Origin of the sequence: Ameyamaea chiangmaiensis, assembly GCF_013376175.1 — a bacterium.
GTDB lineage: Bacteria > Pseudomonadota > Alphaproteobacteria > Acetobacterales > Acetobacteraceae > Ameyamaea > Ameyamaea chiangmaiensis.
Map to the genome: position 1 here is coordinate 1 of NZ_JABXXR010000158.1, position 5,823 is coordinate 5,823.

Consider the following 5,823-nt stretch of genomic DNA (forward strand, 5'->3'; position numbering starts at 1 on the left):
CATCGTCGACCGCCTGTTCTCGCGCGTCGGCGCGGCGGACGACCTGGCGCGCGGCCGGTCGACCTTCATGGTCGAGATGACCGAGACTGCGGCGATCCTCAATCAGGGCGGCCCGCGCTCCATGGTGGTGGTGGACGAAATCGGCCGGGGCACCGCGACGCTCGACGGGCTTGCGATCGCGTGGGCCACGCTGGAGGCACTGCATTCGACGCTGCGCTGCCGCGCCATTTTCGCCACGCACTTCCACGAACTGGCGGAACTGGCCGAGACCCTGCCGAGGCTCTCGCCCCACACGATGGCCGTACGGGACTGGAAGGGCCGCATCGTGTTCGCGCATCAGGTGGTCGCCGGAACCGCCCGACGAAGCTGGGGTGTGCACGTCGCCCGCCTGGCCGGTGTGCCCGAACCCGTCGTACAGCGCGCCAACCGCCTTTTGGCCGCGCTGGAAAAGGAGCATGACCGCGCCCGCGCGCCACTACCCTTGTTCGAGACAAACGCGCCCGCGATGGACACGACCAGCGATCGGTTGCGCGTGACGCTGGCCGAACTCGATCCCGACGCGCTGACGCCCCGCGCGGCGCTGGAGGCAATCTACACGCTTCGTAAACTGGCACTTGAAGAAGACACGGGTTTGGGCCGATCATAGGTGTTCGCGCCGAACCCACGGCGTTCTCGTGTCTCTCTTGCGACAAGGCCCGCACGCTCCGGTGATGCCAACCGATCCTGACCCGCTGACGTCCGTCAACGACATGCGCCGCCATCTCCGGACAGCACTGACCGAAGCGGAGGTCGACGGCGTCGTGCCCCGCGACGTCGCCGTGGGCCTGTTCCGCCGTCATCTGGGCCGCTACCAGGGCGATATCCGGGAGGCGTTCGAGGCACGTCGCATCAAGGGTGCCGTCGCCGCCAAACATCTCGCCGGCCTGGCCGACGGGCTGATCGAGTGCCTGTGCCTCCATGCGCGCAGCGCCGTCGGGCAGAACGATCCGCTCCAGAACTCCTCCCTCGACGCGCCGTTCGTGGTTGCGGCCACAGGCGGCTATGGGCGCGGGCTGCTGGCCCCGTTCAGCGACATCGACCTTCTGTTCCTGACACAGGACGAACCGGGCGACGACATCATCCGCCTGGTCGAATACATCCTGTATTTTCTGTGGGATCTCGGCCTGCGCGTCGGGCATGCCACGCGCTCGATCTCGCAATGCATCGCCGAGGCCGACTCGGACACGACCGTCCGCACGACCCTGCTGGACGCGCGTCTGCTGTGGGGTGACTCGCGTCTGTTCGCAATGTTCGAGGCCCGGTTCATCCTGGCCTGCATCGACGCGGGCGCGCCCCGTTTCATCCACGACAAGCGCGAGGAACGCCATCAGCGCCACCTGCGCTTCGGCGAGAGCCCTTATCTGGTCGAACCCAACGTCAAGGAGGGGCGCGGCGCGCTGCGTGATCTCCAGACCCTCTACTGGATGTGCCGCTATACCTTCGGCGCGCGGCATGTGTCCGACCTCATGGCACCGGGTTTTGCGACCTTCGGCCTGCTGACCGACCACGAGGCCGTGCGCGCGCGCCGCGCGTGGGACTTCCTGTGGACGGTTCGCCTGCACCTCCATTACGTCGCCGGTCGCGCCGAGGAACGCCTGACCTTCGACATGCAGCCCGTGGTCGGCGCGCGCATGGGCTACACGCATCACGGCCGTCAGGCGGGCGTGGAGCGTTTCATGCGCCATTATTTCCTGACGGTGCGCGAGGTCATGCGCCTGACGCATGTGCTCGAACCGGCCGTCCTGCGGCGTGCGCTGGGTCCGGTGCAGAATTCGGCGCCGCCGGACGCGGTGATGCAGAACGAGGGGTTTACCCTGATCGACGACAAGGTGCTGCCGATCCGCGCCGACGCGTTCGAGAAGGACCCGATCCTGATGCTCGAACTGCTGCGATGGTCACGCATCCGCCATTGCCCCATCCATCCGCTGGCCATGCAGCAACTGATCCGATGGGAACGCGGTGCAGGCGCCCTTCGCGACGATCCGACCGCGTCAGAGCTTTTTCTCGATCTTCTCTGCGGGCCACCGCCGCTTCAGGAGCTGGCCGCCGCCTCGTCCGCCGAACCCGCCGCCCAGCGCACCTTTGGCGAGCACCGCGACGACGACAGCACCCGTGTGCTGCGTATTCTCAACGAGACCGGAATCATGGGGCGGCTGCTGCCCGACTGGTCACGCATCGTCGGGCAGATGCAGTTCGACACCTATCATATCTTTACCGTCGACGAGCATACGATCGAGGCCGTGCGCCTCATGCACTGCCTCGAACACGGCACGATGGCCGACGAAATCCCGGTGGCCTACGAACTGGCGCGTGATCTGCAATCGCGACGGGCGCTCTATATGGCCGTGGTGATGCATGACATCGCCAAGGGACGCGGCGGCGACCACTCCGAAATCGGGTCCGAACTGGCGATGGACGTATGCCCTCGCCTTGGCCTGAACGGCGAGGAAACGGAGACCGTGTCGTGGCTGGTGCTGCATCATCTGCTGCTCAGCCACACCGCGTTCCAGCGCGACATCGACGACCCCAAGACCATTCTCGATCTCGCCGATATCATCCAGTCGCCCGAGCGGCTGCGGCTTTTGCTGTTGCTGACCATCGTCGATATGCGCGCGGTCAGCCCGCGCGTGTGGAACGCGTGGAAGGCAACGCTGCTGCGGGAACTCTACACCCGGGTCGCCGAAGTCCTCGAAGGCGGCCTTGCCACGACCGAGCGCGACCTGCGCGTCGCGCACGCGAAGGACGGCGTGGCCGAACTTCTGGAAGCCGACGATTTCGTACCGCGCGATATCGAGCATTTCCTGCGCCTCGGCTATGCCGGTTACTGGCTCTCGTTCGATCAGGACACGCATCACCGTCATGCGCGCCTGATCCGGGATTCTGAGGCCCGCCATGCGCCGCTGACCGTCGAGTGCATGCCCGTGCCGCTGCGCGGCGTGACGGAAATGACGATCTACACCACCGACCATGCCGGCCTGTTTTCCCATATCGCGGGTGCTCTCGCCGTGGCCGGCGCATCGATCGTCGATGCCCGGGTTCACACCCTGACCAATGGCATGGCGCTCGACACATTCTGGATCCAGGACGCGATGGGCGAAGCGTTCACCGAGCCACAGCAGCTCGCCCGGCTTGGCCATCTGGTGGAACAGACGCTGGCCGGTCGCATCAACCTGACGCAGGAAATCGCCAAGAACACGCGCGCGCTGTATGCGCGCCGGATGCGGGCCATTCACGTGCCGCCACGCGTGGTCGTCGATAACCGCGCCTCGAATTCCTACACGGTGATCGAGGTCAACGGCCGCGACCGGCCCGGCCTGCTGCACGATGTGACTGACGCCATGAACGGGGAGAGCCTTCAGATCGGCTCCGCCCACGTCACGACCTACGGCATGCGCGCGGTGGACGTGTTCTATGTGCGCGACCTGTTCGGCCTGAAGATCACCGACGAACGCCGCCTGCGCGACATCCGTCAACGCATCCTGACCGTCCTGCGCGACGCGGAGGAGCGGATCGTGCCGGAGGGTCTGGCGCGGGAGAGCATGATCGCCTGACGCGCCGCAGGCGTCGTCAGCTCAGGACACGACGCAGCGCCTTGAAGAAAAGCTCGCTCTGCATCCGGTCACCCTTGGCATCTTCAGCCACGGTGGCGGCCATGTTGTCCGAGCACGGCACGAGCGGCAGACCGGACGAGCGGGCGATCACCTCAGCCTGACAGGCGCGCTCAAGGTAATACAGGTCGTCGTAGGCGTAGTCGACGCGTTCGGCGCAGACGACCACGCCATGGTTGCCCAGAAACGCGATGTCCGCGCTGCCCATGGCGCGCGCGATGCGCTCCCCTTCGGTCGAATCGAACGCGAAGCCGTTGTAGTTGGTGTCGAGCGCGATGCGACCGTGAAAGCGCATCGCATTCTGCGACAGTGTCGTGTCCGGTCCGCACGCGGCCGTCAACGTCAGCGCGGTGGCATAGGGCATGTGCGTGTGCAGGACGCAGACCTTGCCCGTGATGCGGTGGATGGCGGCGTGAATGAACATGGCCGACCGCTCGACCTCGTGCCGTCCCGCCAGCTTTCGGCCCTCACCATCGACCAGCACGATATCGTCGGCCTGCACCTCCTGCCACATCAGGCCACGCGGATTGAGCAGGAAGACGTCGCCCGCGTCCGGGATCATGACCGAGAAATGGTTGCAGACCCCTTCGCCCAGTCCGTGATGGGCGGCCGCCCGCAAGGCGAGCGCAAGATCGGCGCGCAATGTGGCAACGGCGGGCGCGTCGAACAGCAACGCCGCGTTGGAAGGCTGGGCAGACATACGGGGCTCCGACATCGTTCATGATGACCGACATTCTGCCGTAAAAAGTGCGCAACCGAAACAGTCTAGGGTTCGGCGAGGCGGGTCAGCGCCTCGCCGACATCGCGCAAAAGACCCGTCCAGGCCACACGGGGTTCGACCGGGGTCTCTACCGGCCAGATTCGCAGGGATGGATACCAGACGCTCCTCCCGTCGGAACGCAGCGCCGGAAACCAGCGCCAATCCCCTCCGAAACGGTTCAGCAGCCACACCGGACATCCCATCGCGCCGGCAAGATGCGCCACCGCCGTGTCGACGCTGATCACCAGATCGAGACCGGAGATAATGTCGCGCAGGGATGCGAAATCGTCGAAGGGCGGCTGTTCCATCGCGAAAGGCAGTGTCGTCACGCCATACTGAAGGGAGACGAACCGCACGTGATCCACCGTTTGAAGGCAGGCAAGAAGCGCCGGATCGATCGAGCGACGTCGATCGAAGCGATAGGACGGATTGCCCCCCCAGCACAGCCCGACACGCAGCACGCCCGAACGGACCCGAACGCGATGAGACCCGAGATAGGGCACAAATATTGGGGGTTCCGTCTGCTCCAGCCGCCCCGTGAGGCTGCCGAGCGCACATCTGGCCACGCACTGGTCCGGCACACCGTCCGGAACACTGACTCGTGTGGCCAGGCCCTCCACCCGCAACCAGTCCCGGACGAGTCGTCGGAGCGGACCCGCCACGATCAGGCACAGGGGCACACGCCGGGCGGCCGCCGGGATGGCGCGCAGGAACTGGATCTGGTCTCCCAGCCCCTGCTCGGCTTCGACCAGCACGCGCCCTGCCCCGGCTGAGCCGTCCCAGTCGGGCAAATGGGTAGTCCCCTCGGGCAGCAGCGCGTGCCTTGCCTCGAAGTCCTCCCAACCACGGTGCCAGTCGCCCTGCGCCAGCCGCACCGTCGCGCGGTTGAAACGGGCTCGCGCGGCGTCCGCGCGCTCCAGCCCCGTCCTGTCCAGAATCGCGTCGTAGACGGCGCTCGCCTCGTCCAGACGGCCGTATTCCATGAATAGGGTCGCCTGGTTGAGGCGTATCCTCGGGTCGTCCGGGCGCAGGGCAACCGCCCGCTCCAGGGCCTCGGCCGCCGCGCCGAGATGTCCGAGCGCCATCTCCACCAGCCCCAGATTGACCCAGCTTTCCGCCGCATCGGGCGCAAGCCCGACCGAACGCGTCAGCACCTCGCGCGCTTCGTCAAGCCGCGTGAGCGCGAACAACGCGGCCCCATGATTGGACAGGGCCGCCGGATGATCCGGACAGCGTGAGACCACTGCGGCGAACGCGCGCTCCGCATCCGACTCCAGACCGAGTGCCGCGAGTGCCGCCGCGCGTTCCTGCAACGCGTCCACTGTGACGGGCGCGCACGCACAGGCACGGTCCGCCGCGTCCCGTGCCGCAGCCGGATCCCCGCACAGACGACAGGTTCGCGCCACGCCGACCCAT

Annotated in this window: 4 protein-coding genes; 2 read left to right on the plus strand and 2 right to left on the minus strand. The window is 66.6% G+C overall.

Annotated features, from left to right (window positions below):
- Both HUK82_RS13850 and HUK82_RS13855 read left to right on the plus strand, forming a co-directional pair.
- A partial coding sequence (locus HUK82_RS13850) for a MutS-related protein (RefSeq protein ID WP_408851061.1) occupies positions 1-646 on the plus strand: 646 nt, incomplete at its 5' end.
- A gap of 64 nt (positions 647-710) precedes the next feature.
- Positions 711-3,590 carry a [protein-PII] uridylyltransferase gene (locus HUK82_RS13855; protein ID WP_176614521.1) on the plus strand — a complete coding sequence of 960 codons (2,880 nt, stop codon included), beginning with the start codon at positions 711-713 and terminating at the stop codon, positions 3,588-3,590.
- 16 nt (positions 3,591-3,606) lie between these two features.
- Here HUK82_RS13855 and HUK82_RS13860 read toward each other — a convergent pair whose 3' ends face one another.
- Entirely contained in the window at positions 3,607-4,347 is a 741-nt protein-coding gene (locus tag HUK82_RS13860; RefSeq protein ID WP_176614522.1) for an aldolase, read from the minus strand.
- A gap of 65 nt (positions 4,348-4,412) precedes the next feature.
- The coding region (locus HUK82_RS13865) for a tetratricopeptide repeat protein (RefSeq protein WP_218061598.1) at positions 4,413-5,823 on the minus strand (1,411 nt) is incomplete at its 5' end.